The organism is Fastidiosipila sp., assembly GCA_012511175.1.
Lineage (GTDB): Bacteria > Bacillota > Clostridia > Saccharofermentanales > DTU023 > UBA4923.
This window is the reverse complement of the sequence record JAAZGO010000024.1, coordinates 58828-84657: the sequence shown is the minus strand read 5'-3', so window position 1 is coordinate 84657 and position 25830 is coordinate 58828. Positions and strand designations below refer to the sequence as shown.

The following is a 25830-nucleotide window of genomic DNA, read 5'->3' as shown; positions in this document are numbered from 1 at the left end:
AGGCGGCTGTCCTTCACACAGAAGACCCGCCGCGGCGGGTCTTCTGCAATAAGCATTCGTTTTGGTTTTCAATCGATTTCTTTTTCGAATTCAAGGATCTTACCGCTTGCGGCGTGAATCTCATATTCGTATTCGTAGCCCCCATATTTGAATTCGACCTCATAATATGGCGGAGACTTCTTGTCCTTGAATTCGATCTCGAAACCGGTGACCTGGCTTCGCGTCAGCCCGGCATGATTCAGGGCAATCCGCTCTGCTTCCCCGTGGCCGATAAAGAGGTCCTGGTTCGGGCTGCTTGACGCCGGGTGGCTGTTTTTTGGCTTGATCATCTCGATTTCAACCTTAACGATGGCGCCGGTGACAGCATCAATCTCATATTCGTACGTTTTGTCACCGTATTCAAATTCGACCTCGTAGTAGAGGCGGTTTTGTTCCCGTTCCATTTCCGTTTCCAGTTTTCTTACCTGGTTCCGGTTGAGGCCCGCGTGGTTCAAGGCAATCTCCTCCGCCCGGGTCGCTCCGATATGCTCGCCCTCTCTTTGTGTGGTTCTTTGCGTTGAAGGACTTGCGCCGGATTGGCCATTTCCCGCTCTGATCTTTTCAATCTCGACCTCAATGATCCGGCCGGATTCTGCATCGATCTCATATTCGTATTTGTAGTTTTCATGCTCGAATTCAACTTCATAAGTCATCCGGTTCCTATCGCGCTCCATCTCTGTTTCGAGCTTTCTCACCTGGTTCCGACTGAGCCCCGCGTGGTTCAGGGCAATCTCCTCCGCCCTGCCCCGGCCAATGTATTGATCCGTTTGTGCCGGAGGCGTGCCGGCGTTTTCCTTATCTTTTGATTTGAACTCCAGGATTCGGCCGTTTTTCGCATCGATCTCGTAGTCGTATTCGATCTGGCCGATGTAGAATTCAACCTCGTAAATCATACGGCCATCATCGTAGTCCAGTTCAATCTCCAGCTGCCGGATATCCTGTTCGGTCACACCGGCATGTTCAAAGGCAATGGATTTCGCTTTTTCCTCTCCGATGTATTCTTTGCGGCTGGCCATGCCGGTCAGACTGACCCCTTCCGGAGCCGCTTTGAGGGAACTGATCAGCAGGTTGATATCATTGATGGACAGCCTGGCGGCATCTGCAAAATGAATGGCCGGATTCTGCTTGATCAGCCGCTCGATCAGGGCAGCCTTGCCCGGGGAAATCCCATGCGTTTCCGCCAGTTCACGAAAATGCCGATCTGCCCGCGAGGTCTGGCTTAGGACCGCTCCCTGGAGCGCATAGCCATTCAAAAGTTCACTGACCTCGCCTGAAAGCCGTTTTTGCAGGCGGTCGCCTTGCACGGCGCTCTTGCTGTCAACGGTAATCAGGATGGAATTCCTGACTTCCGAGATGTAGCCCTTCCTCACCATGGAGCCGATCAGGGCATTGACCGCCACATCCAGATCGACACCTTTCAGATTCATGTCATCGATGACCGATTTGCCTTCCTCATTTCGCGGATCGACTTGCAAGACTTTCTCGTTTCGATTGACTGAAAGTTCGATGCTGGGATTGACGTCAAATGCAATCACAGCTTGGGTGGCATAGGCAGCGTAGGCAAACCAGGATCCTAAAAGAAGGATAATGGCTGCAGCGACAGGCGCCAGGATGCGCTGCCAGCGGAGCGCCGGGCGGCTCTTTCTTGTTTCTAAAGAGATGACTTTATCTTTTTCATCAAGGTTGTTCATTTTCTTTAACTCCTCCTGTTTTTCGATTTGTTTGAGGAGTTTGGGCAAGACATTGGGAACGGATGACTCGACTGCGCGTTTCAATCTGTTCTCAATCATTTGATTGGTTTCTTTCATTTTCCTTCCTCCTCCAAGATGGTTCGGAGTTTTGACAGGGACCGGTGGTATTTTGAAAGCGCTGTTCCCAAGGGAATTGCCAGCAATTTTGCGATTTCACGATGCTTCAGCCCTTCGATGCTGCGCAGGATAACAATCTGGCGCTCTTCCTCGGTCAACTCCTTGAGGACAGTCCGAAGTACCATTCTGTCCAGGGCCGCCTCGGTGAAATCCGCCTTGGAGTCCGAAACCCATTCATCTTCAAAGGGCAGCTCAGCGTCGGGGCTGGTTCTCAGCTTGTCCAAGGCCAGATTTCTCACAATAGTCAATATCCAGGCCATGGGCTTGCCTTTGGAGTGATAGCGGCCGGATCCCTGGACAACCCGGATGTAGGTGTCCTGCATGACATCCTCAGCATCCTGAGGATGTCTGACAATCGAAAGTGCGAAGCCGTAAACAGCAGTCTTTGTTCTTTCGTAAAGCGTTTCCAGGGCATCCATATCACCCCCGGCCAATTTCATGATTTGCTTGTCAAGGTCTTCCATGGTCACTTTCTGTCCCGGACGGTGCACCGTCTGGGATTTTTGGGTGGTCTTCCTTTGTCCTGCCAAAACCCTCTCACCAGTAATAACGGGGGAGAAAGCCATTTTATTGCATTACCCATTCAGATTAGACAACGAAAGCGGAATTGAGTCGGGCGGATATGGTACAGAAGGGCAGGCAAGCCAAATGCAGTTTATGGTGTAATGGAATCAGGGAGGTCCGGACCATGGCTGCTTTGACCGATGAGGGCCCATCAATCTTCACCAGGGATTTGCCTTATCATCCGCCTTACGAATGGGATCGCTTGATTGCCTTTTTTGAGGGGCGGGCCATCGATGGGGTCGAACTGATCCGGGACCACGCCTACTGGAGGGTGGTGCGGGAGGAGACGGAGGACGGAGAGGAAAAAAGCGGCTGGATCCGGGTCACCAACCATCCTTCTGAAACTCTTCTCAGGATTACACTGCCGCAAAGCCTCGGGCCGGTTTTACCGCAGATCGAACGCAAAGTCAGCCGGATGTTCGATCTGGACTGCGATCCTCTGCCCATCTACGATCATCTCCGGTCCATGAACCAGATCAAGGAAGGCCTTTGTGTGCCCGGCACCCGGGTTCCCGGCACCTACGATGTCTTCGAAATGTGTGTGCGGGCCGTCCTGGGCCAGCAAATCACGGTCAAGGCAGCCCGGACCCTGGCCTCCCGCCTGGCTTCATCTTTCGGGGATCCGGTGGAGACGGGGATTGACGGTCTGGCACACACATTTCCACATTTTCGCTCAATTCTGGACATGAAGGACGCTGTTGCTGATACCCTGGGCCCTTTGGGGGTGATGGGACAGCGGTCCCGGACCATCTATGCCCTGGCAGAACAGATTCAGACGGGCTTCTTTGATCCGGGGATGATCCAGGAAGCGGAAGAATGGATAAAGGCGCTGGTGAAGGTCAAGGGAGTCGGTCCCTGGACCGCCCACTATCTGGCCATGCGGACCCTCAAATGGCCGGATGCCTTCCCCTCGACCGATTATGGCGTCAAAAAAGTGCTGGAGCCAAGGACACAGAAGGAAATCCGGATCCTTTCGGATACTTGGCGACCCTGGCGGGCCTATGCCACAGTTAACATTTGGAACTCGCGCTAGGAGGCAGGATGCTCTACCAAAGTGTGTACGATTCTCCCCTTGGGAAACTGGTAGCCTTCAGCGACGGTCAGGCGCTGACAGGCCTTTGGTTCGAGGGGCAGAAATATTATGGGGCAGGCCTGGAAGGGGATCCTGTCATTTCGGACCAGCTGCCAGTTCTCATGCAGGCGGTAAGCTGGCTTGACCGTTATTTCGCAGGCGCAAAACCCCAGCCGGAAGAGCTTCTCCTTGACCCTCGCGGCAGTTCTTTCAGGCAGGCGGTCTGGAAAATCCTGCTTGGCATTCCATACGGTGAAACCATGACCTACGGTGCCATCGCGTCCCTGATAGCTAGGGACAGGGGTCTTGAGCGGATGTCCTCCCGGGCGGTCGGCGGAGCCGTCGGCCACAATCCGATCAGCATTGTGATTCCCTGCCACCGGGTGATCGGTTGGGACGGCAGTCTAACCGGTTTTGGCGGGGGGTTGTCCCGAAAAGCCTGGCTTCTGGAGCATGAAAGAAATGGTTACCAAGCGGTTTGAAGCGGATCTGCACGCTGTCAATTTGACGAATACGGCAATCTGCGTTACCCTCTATAACTAGTTGCTTAAATCGGCAGCCTGGATTTAGGCAGAAGAGATAGCTAGAAATAATTGTAGTGATTGACTAGGATGGCTTTAACCGGTTCAGGCTGAACATGAAGAACCGGAAGGAATACAAGCGTTAACTTGCCACGGGCAAGGTGTTTACAAAGACTTCGGTCCAGAGCGTACGTGAATGGCGTTTCCATCCGTTTGATCTGGCGCGAAGTCTTTTTTTTGTAAGCAGGAAAAGAGCAGCAATGATACAGTTTGAAAATGTTGTAAAAAAATACGGGGATTCGGTCATCCTTGACCACCTGAGTTTTGAAATCGAAGAAGGCGAATTCGCCGTGCTGATTGGCCCGAGCGGGTGCGGGAAAACGACCACGCTGAAATCGATCAACCGCCTGATTGAACCCGAATCAGGGAGGATTTTTGTCGAGGACAGGGACATCATGGAGAGCAATCCCGTGGCCCTTCGGCGGAAAATAGGCTACGTCATCCAGGAAATCGGTCTTTTCCCCAACATGACAGTGGCCCAGAACATTGCGGTGGTTCCCAAGCGGCTGAAATACAAAAAGGACCGGATTGACCAGATCACGCACGAACTGCTGGAGATGGTCGGCATGTCCTACGATGAATATGCACACAAATACCCCTCTGAGCTTTCAGGCGGCCAGCAACAGCGTATTGGCGTGCTGAGGGCGCTGGCAGCTTCGCCGCCGATCGTTCTTATGGATGAGCCTTTCGGTGCGCTGGACCCGATGACCCGCAGCGTCCTTCAGGATGAAATCATCCGCCTTCACAGGAAATTGAAGAAGACCATTGTCTTTGTGACGCATGACATGGATGAAGCCTTGAAATTGGCCGATACCATCATCTTCATGGATGAAGGCCGGATTATTCAAATGGCTGGTCCGGACGAAATGCTCGAAAACCCTGCATCGGAATTGATTAAGCAGTTCATGGGCAAGAGGCTGGCAACAAATGGCGTTGAATTACTTACCGCAGCCGATTTTATGAAACCTCATCCCGCCAGCGCCTACCGGAGCGATGGCGTAAGAAAGGGCACGGAGATCATGGCCAGGCGGAAGATTGACACCTTGTTGATCAAAAACGAGGATGAGACCTATGCTGGCTCGGTCACGATCGGTAACATTAAAAAATTCGGTAAAGAAGCCCGGACCATCGGAGACATTCCGCTTACGCCCAATGTGATCACTTATACTACCTCCGATGCCGCCGAAAGCTTTGAAAAACTGCTTGACGCAGACAGTGATTTCGTCGTGGTGCTCCACCAAGACGACACCATCGCGGGAATCGTCACCAAAACCAGTATGGCGCGGGCCATGGCAGATGCCTTGTGGGGTGATGAATGATGAGTTTCTTTCAAATGTACGGACAAAAAATTCTGACGGCCATCGGCGTCCATTTCCTGTACGTCCTGGTGTCCGTATCGGCCGGATTCGTGGTTGCCCTGATCCTGGGGATCCTCTTGTCGCGTGTACCGGGCTTGGCCCGCCTGGCCCTGCCTGTCATCTCAATTTTTCAAACAGTGCCCGGGGTGGTCTTCATCGGCATCTTGTTTTTGTACATTGGAATGAAACCGGCCACCGTCATTGTGGCGCTGGCCATCTACGCCATGTTTCCGATCTTGAAGAATATTTATGTCGGTTTGTTGGAAGTTGACCGCAACCTGATCGAAGCCGCTAAAGGTTGCGGCATGTCGCCAATTGAGAGACTCCTTGAAGTTGAGCTTCCTCTGGCGGTCCCCTCGATCATTGGCGGCTTGAGAATGGCCACCGTTTATACGGTGAGCTGGGCCGTCCTGGCCTCCATGATCGGGCTGGGCGGTCTGGGTGAATTCATTTACATCGGCATCGCGACCAATAATAATGCCCTGATTGTCGCCGGTGCCGTTCCGGCGGCTGTCATGGCAATCACGCTGAGTCTTCTGATCGACTGGGCCAAGTGGAGAAGGGCTGGAAAGACAGGTCAACAATGATGATTAAGATTCTCATGGAGCATCTGTACATTGTCTTCATGTCAGTGCTTTTTTCGGTTGCGGTGGGGTTGCCGCTTGGTGTCATGGCCTATCTTTACCGGCGGGCCCGAAAACCCCTGCTCTGGACAAGCGAACTGTTGCAGACTGTGCCGGCCCTGGCACTGCTCGGCATGGTCATGCTTGTGGTCGGTGCAGGGAAACTGACTGTGATCATCGGCCTTCTGCTCTATTCGCTTTTGCCGATCGTTCACAACACCTTCCTGGGATTGGAGACCATCGATCCCGGTATCAAGCGGGCGGCCCGGGGCATGGGAATGTCAAAAATGGACCGCTTGTTCAGCGTGGAGCTGCCCTTGGCCTTCCCCATGATTTTCACGGGCATACGGATTGCTACCGTGACATCTGTGGGAATTGCGGTATTTGCCACTTCCGTAGGGGGCGGCGGGCTCGGATCGATCATCAACCAGGGGATCCGGACTCAGAATATGAAATTGATTGCACGGGGGACACTCTCGCTCATGGCCATGGCTGTCATCTTTGACGGCGCCATGGCTTGGATTGAGAAGCGTCTCAACAGGCGCGCGAGCGCATAAGGAGGAAGAGTTCCCGCGGGGGACTCATTGAATAAGGAGGAATCCATGAAAAAATTGTTTAGTCTTTTTGCCGTCATCATTTTGACGCTGGCAATAATTGGCGGTTGTGCCGGCAGCAAAGAAGGATCGGACAAACCCATCATTATCTACGATGGTGAGTTTTCCGAGATGCAGATTATCCACCAGATGGTCAAAATGCTGGTTGAAGAACACACGGAGGCCAGCGTTGAGATCCGCGATCAGATGTCACCGGTCAACAGTTATCGGAGCCTGGTCAAAGGCGAGAGCGACTTGATGAACAGTTACGACGGAACGCTCTTGACGACTTACCTTAAAAAGGATGTCTCAGATGTTCCCCAAGGTCAGTCTCTGTACGAATACGCCAACCAGGTAGCCATGGAACGGGATGGCACACGGCTTTTGAAACCGCTCGGTCATGAAAACACCTACGCTGTAGGGGTGACGCAGGAATTGGCAGATCAGTATGGACTCGAGTCCATATCCGATCTGGTAGAAGTGGCGCCCCTGCTTGCTTTCGGTGCGGAGCACGAATTTTTCAGCGAGGAAGGCAGCATGAAATACGGGCCTTTCGTTGCCTTTTACGGACTGGATTTCAAAGACAGCAAAGCGATCGAGATGGCTCTCAAGTATTCTGCGGTAGAAAGCGGGAATCTTGATGTGACCATTGTCTATTCAACGGACGGCATGAATAAAAAAGTCGGATTGAAAGTCTTGGAAGATGATCAGGACTTCTTTGCCGAATACAATGACGCCCTGCTGGTCCGTGATGATCTTTTCGAGCGCTACCGTGAGGAAGCTCCCGACCTGGAGGACGTGCTCAACCTGCTGGCGGGGCAGTTCACCAACGAGAGCATGACCGACTTAACCTATGAGATCGATGTCAACGGCAAAACACCAGAAGAGGTTGCAAAAGACTTTTTGACCAACCAGGGCCTGATCGATGCCTGAATGGCCATCTCCGGCGGCTGCATGCCGCCGGAGATGCGTTCCACAGGTTCTCACCTATTGATGAAGCAGGCGCAAGACAGCGTGGTATGATAGGAAGAGACCCAGACAGATTCTCTGTTTTTTCGGGAAAGGCTATATGAAACGCCCTTTTGACGACAAAAAACCCGCGCTTTGGATTACAGCCACGCTGGCCGCAGCTGCAGTCGTGCCGGCTGTTATTTTGCTGAAAAAGGCCAGGCGGTCAAACGCTTTTCCCTTGGATCAGACGCTTTGCGTTGAAATGATTCCTTATCAGGCCCCCTTTTACTCCTTCTCCTATACCCCGGAAACGGCACCCCGCTTTCGTTTTACCCAGGCGCATGAACTGGTTATTCAAAAAGACCGCCAGTGGGAAAATTTGGGCGTCATGGAGGAGTTCGAGCTGGACGAAACGTGTTTCGACAAACTGTTTTTTACCGGCAGGGACTGGGAGTTTGCCCGGATCAGAAAAAAGAATTCAATGGCCTGGCGTCTGGATGCGGCCGATGAACAGAGGGCGGGTTTCTATTACCTCCTGCACCAGAAAAATGGCGGGATCTACCTGGCTCACGGTTACCACACTGATGGCAGGGACAGCCCTGATTCCCAATCATCCATCATCCGCTGGTTGTTTAAGATGGAAACGGCCGATTCCGACTGAGGAAGGGAAACAGTTCCTGCAAATTCCCCTGATGCCATTTTTCATTTGACCGATCAGTACCGGGCCGGATTGGCTCTTTCGTTTATTCACTTATCCTCTTTGCGATGATGCGAGGCTGCAGCTTTTCCTGCGGGTATGAATCCCCGGCCTGCGAATCTATGATTATGCAGGATAATGGAAATATCCGGCATATTGTGCTAAATTCAAATCAATGGAGGGCTCTTTCAGACGCCAGATGCCAGGCCGGCAGTTGGTCGTATGCTTCATTCACGGCGTCGCCTCCGGGGGAACAGGCCAGCAGAGGCAAGGATAAGGTTGACAGCGCATCAATAACAGGCCGTCAAAGCGTCGGGAAGGGTGCATCGCGGACGGTCAATCCAGCTGAATTGAGGTGATGACCATGGCCGGTTACAAGAAACCCTGTATACATTGCGGAACTCTGATTGACCAGGATGCCAGGTTTTGTACCACCTGCTTCAGCCGCAACCCTTTCGGCTACCTTTGCCCAAGCTGTCTGCACCCGGTCGAGAGGGGGCAGCCGATTTGTGCGTCATGCGGGCGTCCGCTCTACGTTACCTGTCCCTTTTGCGGTCAGCCCACCTTTGTTGATGATCGCTGTGAGCGCTGCGGGCAAAGCCTGCTTATCCAATGCGCCAACCGGCGGTGCGGGCAATGGCAGTTTTTCCAGAACACAAAATGCACTGCCTGCGGCAAGCCGATCAAAACCAAAAAGAGCCGTTGAAGGAGGAGAGAAGATGCTTCAATCATTTACCAGGAATTACGAAGATAACTCGACAAGTGCCGGCTTTCAATTTACTTTCTACTGCGACATCTGCAATGATGGATTCAAGAGCAGTTTCATTGAAAGCGAGACATACAAAAGAGGCAAAGGCCTGCGCGGCCTGTCTCAGGGCATCGGCGTGCTGGGGTCGCTTGTGGGCGGCCGGGTCGGCAACATCGGCTATTCGATGGAGCGTGGGGGCAATATTCTTTCCGAACGGTTCGAGGGGGAATCGCCGGAATGGCATAAAGAGCACCAGAACGCCTTTGCCATGGCACAAAATGAGGCAAAACGGTTCTTCCACCGCTGTCACGGCTGCCATCTCTACGTCTGTGATGCTTGTTTCAATGAAAATGAAGGCCTGTGCACCGATTGTGCGCCCAGGCAGGAGATCTATGTTGCCAAGGCCCGGGCTGAAGCCATGCGGCGCAACATCGATGAGGCCGGAATGGAGGCTACGGTTTGGAAGGGCGAGATTGAAAGCAAGGTCACTATCTGCCCTGTTTGCGGAAAGCCAGCCGGTTCGGGCAAATTCTGCAACAACTGCGGGGCCTCCATGGAGATGAAAGAGTGCCCGCGATGCGGCGCTATGAACGCGCCCGGGGTCAGGTTCTGCAATAACTGCGGTGAGAATCTCACAAAGCCCGCTCAGTCGAAGTGCCCTTCATGCGGAACGGAGAATCCACCCGGAGTCAAGTTCTGCGGAGGCTGCGGCGCCAAGCTCGACTAGGGGAGGTTTGCATGAATCATCAGGAGGCAGGGGGGCCAAGAGCGGCCGGCGGCCTAGTGTCGTCGACTGCAACCTACAGGGGGACCATCAGCTCGCAGCGCCTGTCAGGCGATGCCCATCTGGTGATCGAAGAAAGGGGCCTGTTGGCGGAAACGGCCTATGACAGTGCCTTCATGGACTATGAGTCGATCCGCTCCATTGCCTACCAGGATTACGCTGTCGTGATCCGGTCCAGAGAGGGTGAGGCCGTCATCAGACGGCTCGGCAACGCGGGCGACTGGTTTTTCAAGGAACTTTGCGAATCCTTCAACCAGCTGGTTCAGACAGCCTTACAGGCTGCTGGCCCGATGCAGTTTGAGGCAAGAGGACCCCGCTACCGGTATGAAGATCGGGAGGGCAATGCCTGTTTTCGCGTGTTCAGGGATGAGATCATGCTCTTGCCGCCCAATCTGGATGCCCGGCGGTTACCCTTTTTATTCTTATCGCGGATGGAATCAAAGGACTTTGCCATCACTCTCACACTTACCACCGGGGAAGTCTACCAGTTTTCGAAATTTGGTGAAAACCAGGCCCCCTTTGAAAGAATTGTCAATGAGTCCTGCCGCCAGATGCGTTCCCGTCACGCCGAACTGGTCGCATTGCTTGACAGGTCCCTGGGAAGGGGTCGTGCCATCGAGGCAGCCAAAGTGCTTCCGGAGGGTGTAGCCGTTCTCCTGACTGATGTCAAATCATCTTTCCCCTCCCTGGCCTCCATCCTGGACCAGTTCCTGCTGGATGGCCGGATCGGACCCTATTACGCTGCCCTTAAAAAGGTGGGCGATGAGACCAAACTGGCCATCGGCTTTAAAGAGTTCAAGGGAACGCCGGGTGAGAAGCCTGAAGGAGAAGAGAAGGACGAAGAGGAGGAGAGACCGCAAGAAGAGTCCCTGGAGGAGGCATCTTCGGGGGAAGACACCGGTGAGGCCCAGCCGCCAGCCTGGGCGTTCTGGGCAATCATTCCCTCACATGACGGCAGGAAGGCAATGGTTGAGTTTGCCTTTCCCAATGAGAAGGCAGCCACCTATCTCTTTAATATTGAAGGGTCCTACGAGCGTTTCCTTGTGACTCTCAACCGTGCCTTTGAAGCTTCCGGATTCCAGCGGGAGATGCTTTTTCTAACCGATGAGCAACTTGAGCACCCGGACCGGGAGCTTGACCGGATTCTGATGGAGAGGACGCCGTCCCTGCAGATCCTTCGCAAACAGTTCGCCGGCCGCGTCATCCACCGGTCGGTTGAGAGCTGGAAGCGGAGTCTGCAAAAACAATTGGGGTAAACTGATCAGGGAAATACGATCAAACAGCCTGCCTGGTGCAGGCTTACTTATGGGGAGGAAGCATGAAATCCCTTTTCCGGCAGGCGGAAGAAGGCCTGCCCTCTTTTATTCAGATCTTGGAAAGGCTCCATCGCCGTCCCGAATTGAGTTTTCATGAATTTGAGACCACACGGTTTCTGGCAGAAAAGGTCAAGAGCCTGGGTCTTGAAATTGTGGATCTTGGTATGGAAACAGGCCTTGTTGGCCTTTTACGTGGATCCGGCCAGGGGCGGATCACCGCAATCCGGGCCGATATGGACGCCATTGCGGTCCCCGAAGCGGAGGACCACCCGGTTCGTTCGGAAATGGACGGCGTCATGCATGCCTGCGGCCATGACTTCCATATGACCTGCGCCCTGGGCGCGGCCAGTTTGCTTTCCAATCAAAAAGAACAACTCGCCGGCGATGTGGTCTTCATCTTTCAACCAGCTGAGGAGGTCACGCGCGGCGCCGCCCGGATGCTGGAACACGGCTTGCTTGACAAGCTGCCAGGGCAGGTAGACGCACTGTTTGGCCTGCACGCGGAGCCACGCCTTCCGACAGGCCAGGTAATCTCCAGCCAGGGCTTTGCGTCAGCCTCCAAGACCAACTTCCGAATCAGGTTGCGGGGCACAAGCGGGCACGGTGGAGCGCCGCAAACCTACAAGGACGTGATCGTTGCGGGTGCCGCCATGGTGAATGCCCTCCAGACCATCGTCAGCCGCAGGTCGGATCCCCAAAAGGAACTGGTTTGCGCCATCCTTACGGTGAAGGCGGGTGAGACCGAATATTTCGTGACCGATACCATGGAGATGACGGGAACCATCCGAGCCTTCGATGAAGCTGTCGCAAGCCGGGCAGAAGAAGACCTGGTTGACATTGCCGGCAAAACAGCAGCCGCTCACGGCTGTTCCTGTCAGATTGAAATCATCCGGGAGGTCAGCTCCCAGCTCAACCATCCCAGCCTGTTCCCAGTTGCAGCAGCGGCCTGCCACAAAGTGTTCGGCGAAGCAAATACGCTGACGCGCGGTCCCCTGTTTATGGGTGCAGAAGATTTCTCAGTATTCGGCCAGGTCATCCCCTCCCACTTTTATTGGATCGGAACCGGTTTTCCGGACAGGGAGAACGCTTATCAGCATGAAGCGGATTTTCAGATTGATCCCGCCGCGATTCCGTACGGAGTGGCTCTTCTGGCAGAGTCAGTGCTGGGAGCGATGGCTTTATCCGACGGGAGGAAATGTCCTTGACTTCTCCGGGCTTCAAAAAGTTGTCTGCCTTGCTTTATGTTCCCGATGGAAGCTCGGCCCTTGGGGCACTCCAGCGCACGAGCCACCTGGCTATCGCAGCCCATCCTGACGATATCGAGATCATGGCCTACCCTGCGATTGCCCGGTGTTTTCGGAATCCCGAAGAGTGGTTTACAGCAGCTATCGTCACGGACGGATCCGTGGGACTCCGAAGCGGTCCTTATGCCGGCTTCTCCGACAGCCAGTTTGCGGAGCTGAGGGCCCGTGAGCAGCAAAAAGCAGCCTGTATCGGTGAATACAGTGCCCTGGTTATGCTCAACTACGCCAGCAGTGAGATCAAGGACAGGCAGAATCGGGCTGTCATCGAAGACCTCAGGGAATTAATAAACGTTTGCCGTCCGGGGATTATCTACACACATAATCCGGCGGACAAGCACGAAACGCATGTGGCAGTCGCCCTCAGAGTCATTGAGGCGCTTCGCGGGCTGGAACCGCCGCTCCTGCCCAGGAAACTATTTGGCTGTGAAGTATGGAGATCGCTTGACTGGATGACCGACCAAGATAAAGTCATATTCGATGCCAGCCTGTATCCCAATCTGGCAGCCGCCCTGCTGGGTGTCTTTGATTCTCAGATTGGCGGCGGCAAGCGTTACGACAAGGCAACCGAAGGGCGACGTGTGGCCAATGCCACTTTCTCCGAGTCACATGCGACGGACGAGTATCAGGCGGTTACTTTTGGCATGAACCTCACGCCACTTATTGAGAATCCCGACATGAGTGTCAGTCAGTACGTCAAGGAACACATGGACCGGTTTTCCCAAGAGGTCATCAACACCCTGGACAATCTGTCCCGGTAAGTGCCTTGACATCTCCCATGAAAGAGAGCGCGGCATAAGCCTGGCGGCCGGATGCGCTAGAATAGAATCAGGGACCTGGAGGCTGACCGCGTGCCTGGTCCGCCCACAAGGGGGTGATTCCATGCTCGGAGCCATCATCGGCGACATCGTCGGTTCGCGTTTCGAATTCAATAACCATCGAAGCAAAGATTTTGAGTTGTTCACGGAAGATTGTTTTGTGACCGACGACAGCATTATGACCCTGGCGGTCGCCAAGGCCATCATGGAGGCCGTGAAGGCGTCGCCGGAGGCATGGAAGGCGCGCGACGACCGCTTCCATGACCTGCTCTCCAGTCTGACAGTTAAGTACATGCAGGAGATCGGCCGCCAATATCCTGGCTGCGGATACGGCGGCCGCTTTTATGAGTGGATGTTCAGCGACGATCCAAAACCCTATAAGAGCTACGGAAACGGCGCGGCCATGCGAGTGAGTCCCGCGGGGATTATTGCGGAAAGCCTCATCGATGCATGGAGCTTGGCAGAAACGGTGACAGCCGTCACCCACAACCATAAGGAGGGCATCAAGGGGGCGCAGGCGACGGCCACCTCCATCTATCTGGCAAAAACCGGTGCACTGAAAAGCGAAATCAGAAAATATACCGAAGCTGACTATTATCCGCTTGATTTCACCATCGATGCCATCCGCCCTTCCTACCGCTTCAACGAGACCTGCCAGCAAACCGTTCCCCAGGCCATTCAGTGTTTCCTGGAGGCGGCCTCCTTTGAAGACGCCATCCGGACAGCCATTTCGCTGGGAGGCGACAGCGATACCCTTGCTGCCATCACCGGCGCAATCGCCGGGGCTTATTACGGTATTCCTGAAGCACTTGGACAAAAAGCGCTGACCTACCTTGATCCAAGACTCAGAGCCATCTATGACGAATGGATACGTTTCTGCCCGCCGGAACGCGAGCGCTACAAACTCTTAACCAAATACATCGGAAAGTTCTCTGCCAGAGCGCCTGGTGGCCCGCCGGGGCCTGCTTTCCATACCCGATTTCCCCACCATGAATTCAGCAAGGAATGGTACAGCTCGGCGTTTGTTCGGACAAATTACCGCGCAGGTCTTGAGAAGATGAAAATAGGACAGCTCTACGATGACAGCCTGACCATGGCAGTGGAAGGCCTTGACGCAGAAGAAGTGCTCACGCTCATCACAGCCGCTTTCCGGCACGATCATTTCGACAATGGCATGCTGGACAGGTACCTGGAAAGCGGCATCATGCTCAAATGGCTGAAGCGGCTCAAGGATATCGATTGGCAGGAAAGGTCCCCGGTCATCAAAGAAGTGGAATTGTACCGGAGCATTTGGCCCATGTTCCCCCGCCAGTATCGCGTCAGCCTGGATGGCGGGAAGGCCGTCTTTGAAAAGAATACTCACCCGCAGAACAGGGATGGTGAAGACAAACAGCAGGAAGAAGCCGCTCGGGTCAGACGAGCCTTGGAGGATCTACACTTTGAGTATTGGCTGGCAGACTATCAGCCGCCGGATGGGTTGCTGGTCCTGGACGGCGAACAGTGGAAGCTCGCAGTCACTTACAGTGATGGCACTGTTTTCCGTTCTGGCGGCTCCAATGCTTATCCAGATAACTGGCAGCAGCTGCTTGATTTTTTTGGAATCGATCCATCCAATCAAGAAGAGGATCCGGATGATACCAACCCATCTCTCGTGGCTGCCCCTGGCCCTGAAGGCCTGAGGGCCTCCATTGAAGAACTCCGCAATGAGCTGGCCAACCAGGTTCTTGAGCGGGACCAGCTCCTTTACGTAACCTGCAGAAACATCGAGATGGCTTACATGCTCGAAATCGGCGGGCTTGAATACAGAGCCTATGAACTGGAGTGTGCAGTGGAGCGCCTGAAGCGGAAGATGGAGCTGCTTCAGGCCCAAAAGAATCGCCAGGAACAAATTGACCTTGCTGCCGTCGAGGAGATTTTGGACATGCAGTTGGCCAGATATCAGGCAAAACTGAAAGAAAAAATCGCCAAGATGAACCAGGCCATCGAATGGGGACGCAAGACCCCCTTGACCGAAGAGGACCAAACAGAAGTCAAAAGGCTTTACCGGGCCCTCGTGAAAGCCCTCCACCCCGATCTGAATCCCCGGCTCGAAAAGGAGTGGCTAAATTTGTTTCATAAGGCGGTCACTGCCTATGAAAAGGGTCACCTGGATGAACTCCGCCTGATTGCGACCCTGGTCGGCAAGCAATCTCTACCGCAGTGGGATGACGATGAAACCGCTGCGCTGATTGAGGAAGAGGAACGGCTTGACCAACTGATTGACCATGTCAAAAAGGATATGAGACGGATTAAATCGGAGTATCCTTACCGGATGAAGTCGATTCTGGAGAATCCCGGGAAACTGAAGAAAAAAAGGACGGAACTTGAAGCCGCTATCCAAGCCTTGGAAGAAAGGCAGCAGCTTTATCAGTCCAAGGTCGATGAATTACTGAGGTGAAGGAATGGGCGAACTCATAGAGGCCGAAGGCCAGGCAATCGTCAGCATGCTCCACGGTCAGGGTGGCATGACACTGCCCAAGCCTTTTGAGCGCGACATCTTTCTTTTCGACACCTACATTGCGGGAACCAGCCATATTGATGGGATGGAGGAGCTGGAGCCGTCACTCAAAGTTGAAGACCGCCTGAATTTCTTCCGTGAGCCGGATAACCTCCATGATGACAAGGCCATCGCGGTCAAGACGGTGGATGGCGTCAAAATCGGCTATGTTCCCCGAAAGGATAATGAAATCTTCTCGCGCCTCATGGACGCCGGCAAGCTGCTTTTTGGCGAAATCACCGGCAAAGAGAAGCAAGGTTCCTGGCTGAAAATTGGCATCAAGGTTTATTTGCACGAGTGACTTGTGCGGGAACGCCGTCCTGCCATGGACCAAACGAAAGGAGCAGGAAGATGTGTGACACCATGGTTGCCCTTGGAAATTCGACAGCAGACTCCAGGGTCCTCTTTGCCAAGAACAGCGACCGTCAACCCAATGAAAGGCTGGTGACCATCCGGGTTCCCCGGCGGCATTACCCTACAGGTGCAAAAGTGAAGTGCACCTATATTGAGATCGATCAGGCGGAGGAAACCCATGAGGTCGTTTTGTTGAAACCCCACTGGATGTGGGGGGCTGAAATGGGAGGCAATGAGTATGGCCTGGTTATCGGCAATGAAGCGGTCTTCACAAAAGAACCAAAAGGCCGGGACAGCCTGCTTGGCATGGATATGCTGCGCCTTGCCCTGGAACGCTGCCGGACAAGCCGTGAGGCTGTCGATTTGCTGATCGATCTGCTCGAAGTATATGGCCAGGGCGGCAACTGTGGCTTTGAGAAAAAGTTTACCTATCACAACGCCTTCCTGATCGCGGACCGGACCAGTGCCTGGGTCCTCGAGACAGCCGGCCAATACTGGGCAGCGCTCGAAGTCAGGGACGTGTATAGCATTTCAAACCGGCTTTCGATTGGAAGTCAATTCGATTTGGCCCATCCCCGCCTGATATCGCATGCGGTTGAAAAAGGCTGGTGCAGAAGTGAAGCGGATTTTGACTTTGCCCGTTGTTACAGTGAACCGGTATTCACCCACTTCAGCGGTTCCAAAATAAGACGTCAATGCAGCTTTGACCGCTTGCGCCGGATGAAGGGCCGGATCACCGTTGAAACCATGATGGAAATTTTGCGCAGTCATACGCCCGCCTACGATAAAAATCCCTATCGCAGAAGCTCGATCTCCAGTGTCTGCATGCATGCCGGCTTCCTGTTCGGTGATCAAACAACGGGAAGCTATGTTGTTAAGCTTGGACATGCAGTGGATACTTACTGGATCACCGGTGGTTCTCCCGCCTGCCTGGGGCTGTTTAAACCTTTTTTCCTGGCTAAGGGTGAAGCTTTCTCCCACGGCCCCGATGAATTGGAAGAAGCGAAAAGTGCCTGGGAACGCCGGGAGGAAATACACCGGCTGGCTCTTGAAAACAGAATCAAGGCCGATGACTACAAAAAAGACCGGGACCTTCTGGAAACAAAATGGGTGCAAGGCGTGAACCGGCTGGACTTGTCATCTGCAACAGAGCAGGAGTTAGCCGAGTTTGTCAATACAGCCTTAAAAGAAGAAGATAAATTGCTGGATTATTACTTGGACCAGTCTGAAGATAAAAAACCCCGGGTCAAGGGTAATCCCTATTTCAGGCATTACTGGAAAAAAGCGATCAGGGATTTGCGGCCGGAGAAACGTTGACCAGGTATTTCCTTTGTAAACCTGGTCAATATCCCCAATATCGTAAGATCCATCAGCATGTTCACTAAATATGCACAAGTTCCGGGCGCAAAACATTGCAATTACTGACGGATAACGCATTGTTTCCAACATAATAATTCCCTATCATGAGCGCTAATTAGTTTTATGCACAACCGTCATCCCAGACGCATTGTGCCTGAAACCGATAAAAATCAAGACAGGAGATTAGTAAGATGAAAAAACTAATGAGTCTGCTGCTCGCGGCTGCCTTGCTGCTTGCCTTAGCTGCCTGCGGACCGTCCGAAAAACCTTCTGCCCCGTCGAACTCGAATGAGGCGGGCGGGGCCCTCCCCGATGAGATTATTATCGGCGGCCTGGCGCCGTTAAAGGGCAATGTCGCACAATACGGCATTGCTTCGGACAACGGGTCGAAACTGGCCGTGGACGAGATTAACAAGGCGGGAGGCATCCTGGGAAAACAGATTAAGTACATTTCTTACGATGAACGGGGAGATGCCACCGAGGCAACAATCGCATATGATCGCCTGGTCAATGAAGATGGCATCGTCGCACTGATTGGCGATATCACAACGGTTCCTACCATCGCCGTGGCACAAAAGGCGGTCGAAGACGGTATTCCCATGATCACGCCCACGGGCACGGGCGCTGCCATCACGCAGGTGGGCCCCAATATTTTCCGCGCCTGTTTTACGGATCCCTATCAAGGGGAATTAATGGCCCACTACGCCAAAGAGAAGCTGGGAGCTTCAAGCGTGGCCGTTTTGTTCGATACAGGTGATGACTACTCAAAAGGTGTAGCAGATGCTTTCTGGGCGTCCTCAACGGCACTTGGCCTGACCTTGACCGACAAGGAAGGTTATCAGCCGGGGGCGACTGATTTCAACGCCCAGTTGACGAAAATCAAGGCAGGGAACCCCGATGTTGTCATGGTGCCGGGCTACTATGGCGATGGCGCCATGATCCTCACCCAGGCCCGCGCGCTCGGGATCACAGCCAAATTCCTTGGATCTGATGGTTGGGACGGCCTGTTAAACCAGGTCGACCCTTCAAATTACGGTGTTTTGAACGACGCCTTTTACTGTACCCAGTATGCACTCCGTGAGCCCGGAGAAGAATTACAGCGTGTCATGGACGCCTATACGGAGTTCTATGCCAATTCGGATCCCAAGGGCGAATACCTGAATATGTTTGCCATCCTCGGCTATGAAGCCATGCACATTATGGCAGCAGCCATCGAGAAAGCCGGCAGTACCGATTCCGGGGCGATCGTCGAAGCACTGAAAAACCTTGACTACGACGGCGTGTCGGGCAACATTGCCTATAAGGGCGGGCAGGACCCTGCGCGTGAGGCGTATATCGTCGAATTTGTTGACGGACAGGAAGTCATGAGGGGCGTTTACTCCTTCTGATGTGACGACATTTGCGCTTGCGAGGAAGGGGGCATTCTGTTCCCTTCCTCGTCACTGTTTCAGCAAGGAGTGACAACTGCATGTATCTTTTAACGCAGATGCTGAACGGACTTGGCGCCGGCAGCATTTATGCCCTGATCGCGCTTGGCTACAGCATGGTCTACGGCGTCGTCAAACTCATTAACTTCGCTCACGGCGACATTATCATGATTGGCAGTTATGTCATATTTCTGACCATGGGGGCCAACCAGCCCCTATGGATGGCTGTCTTTGCGTCGATCGCTTTTTCAGCCCTTGCGGGTGTTGTGATCGAATTGGTCGCTTATCGCCGCCTGCTTGCGAGTGGAGCCCCCCGGATCGCGCTTCTCATCACAGCCATCGGAGCCTCCATATTCCTCCAGAATCTGGCTCAGCTGGTTTTCGGCGCCAACCAGAAGTCCATGCCCAGAATGTTCGCATTGCCTTCGGTTATCATCGGCGACATGAACGTCAGCAATACGCTGCTGAATATCACGGTCGCTTTGGCCATGATGACTTTTTTACAGATTCTGGTTCATGTGACCAAGACAGGCAAGGCCATGCGCGCCACGAGTGAGGACGCGGGCGCAGCTCAGCTTATGGGCATCAATATCAACCGGATCATTGTCTTCACTTTTGCCGTCGGCTCAGCACTCGCCGCCGTGGGGGCCGTGCTTTACACCAATACTTACATGCAGATTAAGCCCCTTATGGGCAGCATGCTGGGATTGAAAGCCTTTGTTGCAGCTGTCTTCGGCGGAATCGGCAGCATCCCGGGTGCTATGCTGGGAGGACTCCTGCTCGGACTGGCCGAAAGCCTGTCGGTAGTTGCCGGCCAATCCCTATGGATGGATGCTGCTGTCTTTGCGCTTTTGATCCTTATTCTGCTTGTTCGACCTTCCGGCTTGCTTGGCCGGAACCTGAAAGAGAAGGTCTAGTATGGCCGCCTCAGAATTTCGAAAACGTTCCTTCGCAAGTCTGATCGCGCTGCTTCTGACAGCCGCCCTCTATCTTTTGCTGCATCTTTTGATTAAGGCGGGCATCATCGGACCTTTTATCCGCGGCATCTTGAATGTAGCCTGCATCAATATAGTGGCGGCTGTCAGCCTGAATCTGGTAACGGGCCTGCTGGGCCAGCTTGTTCTCGGTCATGCAGGATTCATGCTGGTTGGCGCCTATACGGCTGCACTGATCACAAAAAACAGTGCATTGGTGCTGGGATTCTCCTTGCCTCTTTCCCTTTTGGCGGGCGGTGCATCAGCAGCGATCGTCGGTCTGGTCATCGCCTTGCCGGCACTCCGCCTGAGGGGTGATTACCTGGCCATCGTGACACTGGGATTTGGGGAGATCATCCGGGTTGTCGCGAATAATTTGGAGTTTACCGGGGGGCCCGCCGGTCTTTCCGGCATCAAATCACTGACGACGAAACTGAACCCCTCCGGCATGTTCAACCTGATATTCCCCATCACGGCTTTTGTAATTTACTTCAGCTACACTTTCGGGACATCCCGCCATGGCCGTGCGGTACGAAGTATCCGTGAGGATGAAATTGCCGCCGAAAACAACGGCATCCACACAACCTATTACAAGCTGATGGCCTTCACGCTTGCGGCCTTCTTCGCCGGCATCGCGGGCGGCCTTTACGCACATCAGATCGGCGTCATCGCGCCTTCCCGCTTCGATTTCAACCGGTCAGTCGAAATCCTCATGATGGTCGTGCTGGGTGGCATGGGGTCGATCACGGGAGCGGTTATCAGCGCAACTTTTCTTACAGCCCTTCCGGAGCTCCTCCGAAGCCTTGGGAAGCTTCTGTCGAATATACTTCCGAACCTGATGACAGGTTTTTTCAACAACTTCGATCAATACCGTATGCTGATTTACAGCACTCTTTTGATTGTTGTAATGTTGTTTCGCCCCAAAGGTCTGCTTGGGCGGTCGGAGATGCGTCTGATACCCTTTGTTGATCTGTTCTCCAGGAAAAAGCAAAAGGGAGGAGCCCCGTGAAACCGATTGCACTGCATGTCGAGGACCTTACCATCCACTTTGGCGGCATCCAGGCTGTCGAGGGGGTGTCTTTCTACGTGAAACAAGGTCAAATCGTGGGTCTCATCGGTCCCAATGGCGCTGGCAAAACAACAGTGTTCAACCTGCTGACCGGTGTATACTTGCCCGACCGTGGGGATATCTATCTGGAAAACAAAAGTTTGCTGCGTAAAAAAACCTACCAGCGCTGCCGCATGGGAGTGGCCCGCACCTTTCAGAATATCCGGCTCTTCAAAGAACTGACCGTATCTGAAAATATCAAGGCGGCCATGAGCCATCATTTCAGATACCCGCTGATATCCGGGATCATCCGCGGCAGAGGCTACCGTCGTGATGAGCGTTCAGCCTCCCAACGCGCTGACGAGCTGATCGATATGATGGGGTTGTCCGGCAGCACCGACTTGCTCGCCAACCAGCTGCCCTATGGTCAGCAAAGAAAGCTGGAAATCGCCCGCGCGCTTGCCTCACGCCCAAAAATTCTTTTGCTTGATGAACCTGCCGCCGGCATGAACCCGGCAGAAACAGAGGAACTGAAAGACATGATCCGCATGATCCGCAACAAACTGTCTGTGTCCGTTCTTTTGATCGAACATGATATGAACGTGGTTATGGATCTTTGTGAGTATATTTTTGTTCTGGACTACGGCCGGATTATCTCTCGGGGGACCAGCGAAACAATCCAAAATGACCCAAAAGTTATTGAGGCTTATCTGGGAGGGGAGTTGAATGGCGATTATGCTTGAAGTCCGTGAGCTTTCTATCTACTACGACGCCATTCAGGCTGTGAAAAATGTTTCCTTCAAAGTTGAAGAGGGTGAGATTGTCAGCTTAATCGGCGCCAACGGTGCCGGAAAAACAACCATCCTCCACACCATTTCGGGTCTGATACGACCGCGGTCAGGTTCAATTGTTTTTTGCGGAAGAGATATCACGCAGACCAGGGCAGAAAAAATCCCAAATCTGGGCCTTGCCCAAGTACCTGAGGGGCGACGTGTCTTCGCCCGCATGTCCGTTTCCGAAAATCTTGAAATGGGGGCCTATTCCAGAAAAGATAACTGGAAAATGGATTACGAACGTGTGCTCACACTTTTGCCGCGCCTGAAAGAGAGGCGGAACCAGACTGCAGGAACACTGTCTGGTGGTGAGCAGCAGATGCTGGCCATTGGCCGTGCCCTTATGAGCAAACCAAAAATGCTCCTCCTCGATGAACCGTCCATGGGCTTGTCACCGCTTTTAGTCAGTGAGGTCTTCCGCTTGATCCGTGAAATTAACTCGGAAGGGGTGACCGTATTGCTGGTTGAGCAAAACGCCAAGATCGCGTTGACGCTGGCCTCGAGGGGCTACGTATTGGAAACAGGCAGAATCACGATGGAAGGCAGCACACATGATTTGATCGACAACGAAGCAGTCAAGAAAGCCTATCTGGGCGGCCAGGCAGTTGGAAGTTGATGTTGTTGGCCACTGATGTTGCATGTGCACCAGGCCTCCTGGTTTGTGATTCTTTCAGTAATTGACTCATAGGAAAATTCATCGTATTTCTCGCCAGTCAAAAATTATGAATCAGCATAGCGTCGATTTTTTCCAGGATAGTCCTTTGTTCTGATCGTGGGAGTGATTTGAATTTTTGCAGCAAATCCTGATCCGTCGGAGTCATATGTGCCTCGGGTAACAAGAACATATTGCCGACACCGTATTGCAGCCAGTCAAGATTGACCTGAAAGGCAAAGGCGATGGAGTCGTAAAAGCGTTGGCTGGGGTTTTTCTTCTTTTGCCGGAGAATCATGGAGATGTAGGACTGAGAGAAACCAATCCGCTCAGCGAAATCCCCTTTTTTGATTCCCAGGATGTTGATGAGTGTCCCAAGTCTGTCATGTAACATACCGACCACCTCCAATTTCAACATACCATACTTTTTCACTCAGTTCAAAATATTTCACTAGATACATATTGCTTGACTATTTTCACTGAACCCTGTATGATCATACAGCAGTACTGCTCATTGCAGCACCTTCTCTAACTGATTATATGAGGTTCGGGTTCCACATGCCTTCAGTCCAGGAAATTAAAAACGCACCAATAGAAGAAAAGATCAAAATGCTGTCAGCGCATGACAAGGAATATCTGAAAGGGTATATGGATCACGCCTTGTCTGCTTATAAGCGGATTGAAAATTTGGCCATTATCAGAAGCCGAAGCAAACGAACGGACAGCCGGGCAAGCTTCGAGGATCGTTTTCTGGGTATCGACATCGGGACCAGCAGCGTCAAGGTGCTTGCTTTTGCGGGGGATCGGCGTTACAAGGCGCGTGAGTACTACCCCAAAACCTCGCCCTTTGAACATGACCCGCAAATGGTTGCCATAACGGTTCACCGCGCCCTGGATCAGTTGTTTGAGGAGAGTGGCCTTGATCCAGCCACGATCGCGGGTATCGGGATGTGCGGGCACGGGCCCAGTCTTCTCTTTGTTGACAAAAGCGGTCAACCCCTGACTCCCATCGTGACGTGGCAGGACAGAAGGGCACTTAAGGAAGCAAGTGAGTTGCGGGACTCCTGGCCGGGCTTTGCGAAAGACGGGACAAGCATGGAAGCGAAATTGCTTTGGTTCTGGCGCAATCATCCCGGTTTATTCGTTCCCGGGATCTCAGCTCTTGACCCCAAATCCTATGTCGCGTTTTTGCTTTGCGGCAAACGATCGATTGATCTGTCGACGGCTTCCACCATTCATTACTACAATCGCGTCCATAACAATTGGGATGGAGGCGCGACAGGCGTTCCACTTGATGTGATGCCGGAGGTTTTTAAACCGTGGCAAGCCATTGGAACGACCCATACGGAGTTTTCCCGTACCTGCGGCCTCCCTGACAATATCCCTGTCTACCCGGGAGGGATTGACGCTTTTTGTGAAAGCGTGGGTGCAGGGGGTTTTCGCGAAGGCGTCGTTGTCGAGGGGTCAGGTACCTCAACCTGCATATCGAGACCTGTACCCGTTGATATGAGCAGCAGCCTTCACGTATTGCCTGACTCGTCCATCCGTATCGAAGCGATTTCATCGGGAGGCGCTTGTTACAAATGGTTCCAGGAGTGTTTCGCTGATTCAGACCTGTTCACTTTGACAGAATCCATTCAGGCCGACCGACCTGCCTGTTTGATATTTCTGCCCTACCTCGCCGGCGAGCGAAGCCCTATTTGGGATGAAAAAGCCCGGGGGGTGTTTGTGGGTATTGACTTGCAAACCAGGGCTGACACCATGCTGCAGGCCATGTATCAGGGAGTGGGCTTTGCAATCAGGCAAACCCTCGAGAGTATGGGGCAGGGAATCCGTTGTGTCCGTGCCGTCGGGGGAGCCAATCGAAATGACAAATGGCTCCAGATCAAGGCAAATATCAGCGGAATCCGTTACGAGCGCATGATTGAACTGGATGCCTCCGCATTTGGCGCAGCCCTGATTGCAGCGATCGGAAGCGGAATATACAAAAAATCTGATTTTGATACCTTCATTCAACCACAGACTGTCTTTGAACCCGAGCTGAAAGTAAAACCGGAGTATGACTTGTTGTTTTCTTCCTACAAAGCTCTTTATGGGAAGCTCCGCGAAACTTTTGAGGAAATGTACGTCTGCGCACACAGCTAAGAAGATGTGAGCGCATAAAATAGAAAGGTGCAACAAAAGGAGGAACTTGTGATGAAGAAATTGATTGTAATCGTCGCGTCGCTGCTCGTGCTGCTTCTGGTGGCCACAGCTTGCGCGCCAGGCACACCTGAAGAGACAACACCCAAGACCACTCCGGCGAACGGAGTTGAAACCACCGCGAAAACGGAACCGGCAGGTAAAATCGGCGAAGGCCGTACACTTGTTGTTGGAATCTGGGGAAGTACACAGGAAGATATTGCGCGTGAACTGATCATTCCCCGATTTGAGGAGGAGACCGGTGCGACAGTTGAGTTGATACTTGGCGGGTCCTCAGATCGAAATGCATTGCTGTATGCGGAGCTGGACAATCCTTCCATGGATGTGGTCTACCTCAGTATGGCTCAGGCTGAAGCTGCAGATAAGGCGGAAGTTATCCAGCCTCCTAATCCGGACGGAGTTCCTGAGTTCAATAATCTGTATGAACCTGCACAAAAATCCGGAGGCTACGGTGTATCATTTATGTCGGTCGGCTTGATGTACAGCACGAAAGAATTCCAGAAAGCTCCGTCGAGCTGGATGGTCTGCTGGGACGAGGCATACAGGGGCCGTGTGGCACCATTCGTTTTCCCTGGCACTCAGGGGACAGCTTTCTTGATCATGGCGGCGCGCTTGCATGGCGGCGATGAAAACAACATTCAGCCGGGTATTGATGCGATCGCTGAATTGAAACCAATTCCGATGTTTGCGTCTGGAATTGATGAACTGAACCTTGCCTTTGAAACAGGTGATGTGGTCTTATGTCCGCAAATTGACGGTTATGTCGTCACTTACAAAGAGGCTGGAGGCAGCGTTGATTTTGTCGTACCGGAGGAAGGCGGGATCTTGTCCATGAACTGTGCGACCATCCCCAAGAATGCAAAAAACACTGACCTGGCGGAGATTTGGATTAACATTCACCTCGGCCAGGAAGTTCAGGAAGCTTATGCCGAACGTCTGTTTTACGGACCAACCAGCTCAACAGTTGTTCTCGATGACGAATTGGCGGGCAAAGTGCTTTATGGACTTGACCAGGTCAAAAAACTGATCGTACCCGACAATGAGTTGATTTCTGAAAAGCAGTCAGAGTGGGCGGAACTTTGGAACACGCAAATTGTTGACTAAAGTCAATCCGACGGAAAAAGCGGGAGAG

The 25830-nt window shown here is 53.1% G+C and carries 25 protein-coding genes; 22 read left to right on the top strand and 3 right to left on the bottom strand.

Going from position 1 to position 25830, the window contains the following annotated elements:
- Positions 1 to 68: 68 nt before the first annotated feature.
- Both GX839_04965 and GX839_04960 read right to left on the bottom strand, forming a co-directional pair.
- Positions 69 to 1847 (bottom strand): hypothetical protein, encoded by a 1779-nt coding sequence (locus GX839_04965; protein NLB04810.1) that lies wholly within the window; start codon positions 1845 to 1847, stop codon positions 69 to 71.
- Entirely contained in the window at positions 1844 to 2371 is a 528-nt protein-coding gene (locus GX839_04960; protein ID NLB04809.1) for an RNA polymerase sigma factor, read from the bottom strand. The genes GX839_04965 and GX839_04960 overlap by 4 nt, the downstream gene beginning before the upstream one ends.
- Before the next feature lie 224 nt (positions 2372 to 2595).
- Here GX839_04960 and GX839_04955 point away from each other — a divergent pair, with 224 nt between their 5' ends.
- From GX839_04955 to GX839_04860, 20 genes are all read left to right on the top strand, one after another.
- Positions 2596 to 3504 carry a 3-methyladenine DNA glycosylase 2 gene (locus GX839_04955; protein ID NLB04808.1) on the top strand — a complete coding sequence of 303 codons (909 nt, stop codon included), beginning with the start codon at positions 2596 to 2598 and terminating at the stop codon, positions 3502 to 3504.
- Positions 3505 to 3512: 8 nt separating this feature from the next.
- Complete coding sequence (locus GX839_04950) at positions 3513 to 4025, top strand: methylated-DNA--[protein]-cysteine S-methyltransferase (protein NLB04807.1); 513 nt, start codon at positions 3513 to 3515, stop codon at positions 4023 to 4025.
- 299 nt (positions 4026 to 4324) lie between these two features.
- On the top strand, positions 4325 to 5443 hold the full coding sequence (locus GX839_04945) for a betaine/proline/choline family ABC transporter ATP-binding protein (protein NLB04806.1): 1119 nt from the start codon (positions 4325 to 4327) through the stop codon (positions 5441 to 5443).
- Positions 5440 to 6069, top strand: coding sequence for an ABC transporter permease (locus GX839_04940; protein NLB04805.1), 630 nt, complete (start codon positions 5440 to 5442; stop codon positions 6067 to 6069). The genes GX839_04945 and GX839_04940 overlap by 4 nt, the downstream gene beginning before the upstream one ends.
- Complete coding sequence (locus tag GX839_04935; protein ID NLB04804.1) at positions 6066 to 6662, top strand: ABC transporter permease; 597 nt, start codon at positions 6066 to 6068, stop codon at positions 6660 to 6662. The genes GX839_04940 and GX839_04935 overlap by 4 nt, the downstream gene beginning before the upstream one ends.
- Before the next feature lie 45 nt (positions 6663 to 6707).
- Entirely contained in the window at positions 6708 to 7631 is a 924-nt protein-coding gene (locus GX839_04930) for a glycine/betaine ABC transporter substrate-binding protein (protein NLB04803.1), read from the top strand.
- 136 nt (positions 7632 to 7767) lie between these two features.
- Positions 7768 to 8310, top strand: coding sequence for a hypothetical protein (locus tag GX839_04925; protein ID NLB04802.1), 543 nt, complete (start codon positions 7768 to 7770; stop codon positions 8308 to 8310).
- A gap of 400 nt (positions 8311 to 8710) precedes the next feature.
- Positions 8711 to 9052, top strand: coding sequence for a hypothetical protein (locus GX839_04920; GenBank protein NLB04801.1), 342 nt, complete (start codon positions 8711 to 8713; stop codon positions 9050 to 9052).
- A 13-nt stretch (positions 9053 to 9065) separates the two neighbouring features.
- Positions 9066 to 9821 carry a zinc ribbon domain-containing protein gene (locus tag GX839_04915; GenBank protein NLB04800.1) on the top strand — a complete coding sequence of 252 codons (756 nt, stop codon included), beginning with the start codon at positions 9066 to 9068 and terminating at the stop codon, positions 9819 to 9821.
- 11 nt (positions 9822 to 9832) lie between these two features.
- Positions 9833 to 11134, top strand: coding sequence for a hypothetical protein (locus GX839_04910; GenBank protein NLB04799.1), 1302 nt, complete (start codon positions 9833 to 9835; stop codon positions 11132 to 11134).
- A 62-nt stretch (positions 11135 to 11196) separates the two neighbouring features.
- The gene (locus GX839_04905; protein NLB04798.1) at positions 11197 to 12399 is read left to right on the top strand and encodes an amidohydrolase; all 1203 of its coding nucleotides are present in this window, start codon (positions 11197 to 11199) and stop codon (positions 12397 to 12399) included.
- Entirely contained in the window at positions 12390 to 13256 is an 867-nt protein-coding gene (locus GX839_04900; GenBank protein NLB04797.1) for a PIG-L family deacetylase, read from the top strand. Before GX839_04905 ends, GX839_04900 begins: the two co-directional genes overlap by 10 nt.
- Before the next feature lie 121 nt (positions 13257 to 13377).
- A complete protein-coding gene (locus GX839_04895; GenBank protein NLB04796.1) occupies positions 13378 to 15750 on the top strand; it encodes a hypothetical protein in 2373 nt (790 codons plus the stop codon).
- Between the two features lie 4 nt (positions 15751 to 15754).
- Entirely contained in the window at positions 15755 to 16150 is a 396-nt protein-coding gene (locus tag GX839_04890; GenBank protein NLB04795.1) for a restriction endonuclease, read from the top strand.
- 50 nt (positions 16151 to 16200) lie between these two features.
- On the top strand, positions 16201 to 17520 hold the full coding sequence (locus GX839_04885) for a peptidase U34 (protein ID NLB04794.1): 1320 nt from the start codon (positions 16201 to 16203) through the stop codon (positions 17518 to 17520).
- A gap of 233 nt (positions 17521 to 17753) precedes the next feature.
- Positions 17754 to 18950, top strand: a complete 1197-nt coding sequence (locus GX839_04880) for an ABC transporter substrate-binding protein (protein NLB04793.1) — start codon at positions 17754 to 17756, stop codon at positions 18948 to 18950.
- A gap of 80 nt (positions 18951 to 19030) precedes the next feature.
- Positions 19031 to 19906 (top strand): branched-chain amino acid ABC transporter permease, encoded by an 876-nt coding sequence (locus tag GX839_04875; GenBank protein NLB04792.1) that lies wholly within the window; start codon positions 19031 to 19033, stop codon positions 19904 to 19906.
- 1 nt (position 19907) lies between these two features.
- Entirely contained in the window at positions 19908 to 20972 is a 1065-nt protein-coding gene (locus GX839_04870; protein ID NLB04791.1) for a branched-chain amino acid ABC transporter permease, read from the top strand.
- Positions 20969 to 21754, top strand: coding sequence for an ABC transporter ATP-binding protein (locus GX839_04865; GenBank protein NLB04790.1), 786 nt, complete (start codon positions 20969 to 20971; stop codon positions 21752 to 21754). Before GX839_04870 ends, GX839_04865 begins: the two co-directional genes overlap by 4 nt.
- A complete protein-coding gene (locus tag GX839_04860; GenBank protein NLB04789.1) occupies positions 21747 to 22460 on the top strand; it encodes an ABC transporter ATP-binding protein in 714 nt (237 codons plus the stop codon). The genes GX839_04865 and GX839_04860 overlap by 8 nt, the downstream gene beginning before the upstream one ends.
- A 97-nt stretch (positions 22461 to 22557) precedes the next feature.
- Here the strand turns inward: GX839_04860 and GX839_04855 are convergent, their stop codons facing one another.
- Positions 22558 to 22890, bottom strand: a complete 333-nt coding sequence (locus tag GX839_04855; protein NLB04788.1) for a helix-turn-helix transcriptional regulator — start codon at positions 22888 to 22890, stop codon at positions 22558 to 22560.
- A 164-nt stretch (positions 22891 to 23054) separates the two neighbouring features.
- On the opposite strand from GX839_04855, the gene GX839_04850 reads away from it, so the two are divergent.
- Together GX839_04850 and GX839_04845 are read left to right on the top strand one after the other, a co-directional pair.
- Complete coding sequence (locus tag GX839_04850; GenBank protein ID NLB04787.1) at positions 23055 to 24641, top strand: hypothetical protein; 1587 nt, start codon at positions 23055 to 23057, stop codon at positions 24639 to 24641.
- Between the two features lie 51 nt (positions 24642 to 24692).
- A complete protein-coding gene (locus GX839_04845) occupies positions 24693 to 25802 on the top strand; it encodes an extracellular solute-binding protein (protein NLB04786.1) in 1110 nt (369 codons plus the stop codon).
- Positions 25803 to 25830: the final 28 nt, after the last annotated feature.